General features: G+C 39.6%; 1 protein-coding gene. It reads right to left on the bottom strand.

Annotation, left to right across the window (positions count from 1 at the left end; all coding sequences use genetic code 11):
• On the bottom strand, window positions 1-2,809 hold a 2,809-nt coding region (locus tag LV89_RS24760; RefSeq protein WP_310588797.1), incomplete at both ends, for an SdrD B-like domain-containing protein.

The raw sequence follows: 2,809 nt of genomic DNA, 5'->3' as shown, positions 1-2,809 counted from the left end.
TTCTGTTGTGTTGAACTGAAACTTGGACCAGACCAAGTAAATGTTCCTGAACCTTCAGCCTTCAAGTTGATTGTTTCTGTTTCACAAACTACTGCTCCTGTTGCACTTACTGTTGGATTTGCATTTACTGTTACTGCTACTGTTGCTGTCGCTGTTGCTGCACAAATATTATCTGCGGTTACAGTTACCGTATAAGTTCCAGAGTATGCAAGAACTGCATTACTAATGTTAATGTCAGCCGTTGTTCCAACAAAAGCATTTGGTCCTTTCCAAGCATAAGCTTTTCCACCTGTTGCTTTCAAGATAATTGTTCCGCCTACACAAACTTGCGTTGTAGTAGTTGTTGCAGTTGGTGTTGGTAATGGACATTGAATACCTGCATCAATTGTCAAGTTACTTTCTCCAATTCCTAATACAATTGGAGCAGTTTTTCCATCTGTTGTACTTGCATCACTATCCGTTGCGTCTGCTCCTGAATTCTGAACTGTGAATTGCTTGTCATTTGGTAAAGTTGATTTTACAAATTCTACTACGTAAGTATTTGGATTTAAGTTATCAAATAAATACTTACCGTTTGCGTCAGTTACTGCTGTGGCAATTGGCGTTGTTGAACTTGAAGCATCATAAAGATTTACCGTAATTCCTGCTTGTCCAGTTTCACCTGAATCTTGCTGTCCGTTTCTGTTATCATCATTCCAAACATAATCACCTAATTTACCTGGTTTGAATAAACCGAAATCAAGCGTCAAGTTTGTATTGTTATCAGTATCGCCATCGTTGGTTGGTTCGTTGAAGTTTTGCAATTGAATTGTTTTACTTCTAACTATTTGACCAGAGAATGTTGAACCATTATCGTCGTTATCTTTATCGTTATCTGGGTCTGGTGCTACTTCATAAGCTCCCGTTGCAGAACCATTTGTACCCGTAGATGATTTGTATCCTGTTGGAGCATCAATTTCTACGATATAATAATTTGGTTCTAATGCTTGGAATAAATATTTACCACCATTTGATGTTACTTGCGTTGCGATAGCTGCTCCGTCTGGTGTTCCGTCGTTATTTGCATCAACGAATAAACGTACATTTACACCGTCGATTCCAGTTTCACCGCTATCTACCACACCGTTATTATTTTTATCTTCCCAAACTAAGTTTCCTAATTTCAAACACTTATCAATGACTACATTGATAGTGGTTGTTGCCGTACAACCATTTGAATTCGTAATACTTACTGTGTAAACACCTGCATTAGTAGCATTTGAGGTAAGAATAGTTGGATTCTGAGTTGTTTCAGAGAAATTAGAACCTGCTGGCCCAGTCCACTGATATTGACCACCAATACCTGCTCCACTTGCCGTGAAACTAATTGGAGCTCCTAAACAAATTACATTACCACCTTCTACCGATGCCGTTGCAGTTGGCAATGGATTAATAACAACATTTACTTGTGATGTTGCTGTACAACCGTTGTTGTCAGTAACTTTTACCACATAGTTTCCTGCCATTGCAGCAGTTGCCGATGCAATATCTGGATTCTGAATACCTGATGTATAAGTATTTGGTCCCGTCCAACTATATGTTGAAACCGTCGCACCTGATGCTACTGTTGCCAAACTACGTAATTCGATAGTTGATTTTTCACAAACTGTATTATCAAGTACCGATGCCGTAATTGTTGGGTTTGTATTAACAGTTACTTTCACTGTTGCAACGCCTGTACAACCGCCTGCTGCCGAAACTGTTACGGTATAAACTCCTGCATTGGCAGTAACGATATTGTTAATATCAACACTTTGATTTGAGTTTGTAAATCCGTTTGGTCCTTCCCAAGCATAAGTTGTGAAAGTAGAAGTTACTGCCAATGTCGTTTTACCACCTACACAAATTGCGTTTGGTGTAGCCGTTGCTACTGGTACTGGCGTAATGTTGTAAATAACATCAACTGGCGTACGGCTACCTACTGGCGACTCACATTCTGTTGGTGTTGTTAAACTTCTACAAGCAACATAATATGTTTTGTTTGCCGTTACTGCTACTGTGTACGGACTACCGATTTTCAAGGCTGTTGTCGAGCTTTGAGTATCGTACCAAACTGGCGTTGAACCTGCCAAACAAGTAGCTTTCATATCAACTGAACCACTACCACAAACAGCACCACCAGAAACATTTCCTGATGTTGGAGCTACTGGAATTGGATTCACTACTACGGTTACTTTTGCACGATTCGCTGGTAATGTCTCACATTTCGTTGAATTGCTATTGTCTTGACATCCTACTGAATAGGTGTATGTACCTATTGGACTTGGAGCAAAACTTAAACTTGTCATTGCTACGCCATTTTGGTCATACCATTTTGCCGTTTGATTTGCTCCACAAGTTGCACTCAATACAATTGTCTCTCCTAAACAAATTGCTCCTTTACTTGACTTAGCATCAGTTGGTGCAGTTGGAATTGGATTCACAACTACGGTTACTTTTGCACGACTTGCCGAAGGAGTTTCACAACCTGTTGGATTCGTACATCCTACATAATAATCGTATGTTCCTGCTACTGTTCCTGTGTAACTCAATGTGGTAAGTGCTGTACCTGCTGCGTCATACCATTTAACGGTTTGACCAATTCCACAACTTGCACTTAATACATAACTTTCATTTAAACAAATGGCTACTTTATCAGATTTTGCATCAATTGGAGCTGGTAAGTTTGGATTTACCGTTCCAATTACATTGATTCTTCCATTTGCTGGGGTCTCACAACCACTGCCTGTGTTTTTACAACCTACACTGTAAGTTGATGTTGCACTGATAT

It is taken from the genome of Arcicella aurantiaca (assembly GCF_003148625.1).
Classification (GTDB): Bacteria; Bacteroidota; Bacteroidia; order Cytophagales; family Spirosomataceae; genus Arcicella; species Arcicella aurantiaca.
This window is presented reverse-complemented; position numbering and strand designations above follow the sequence as displayed.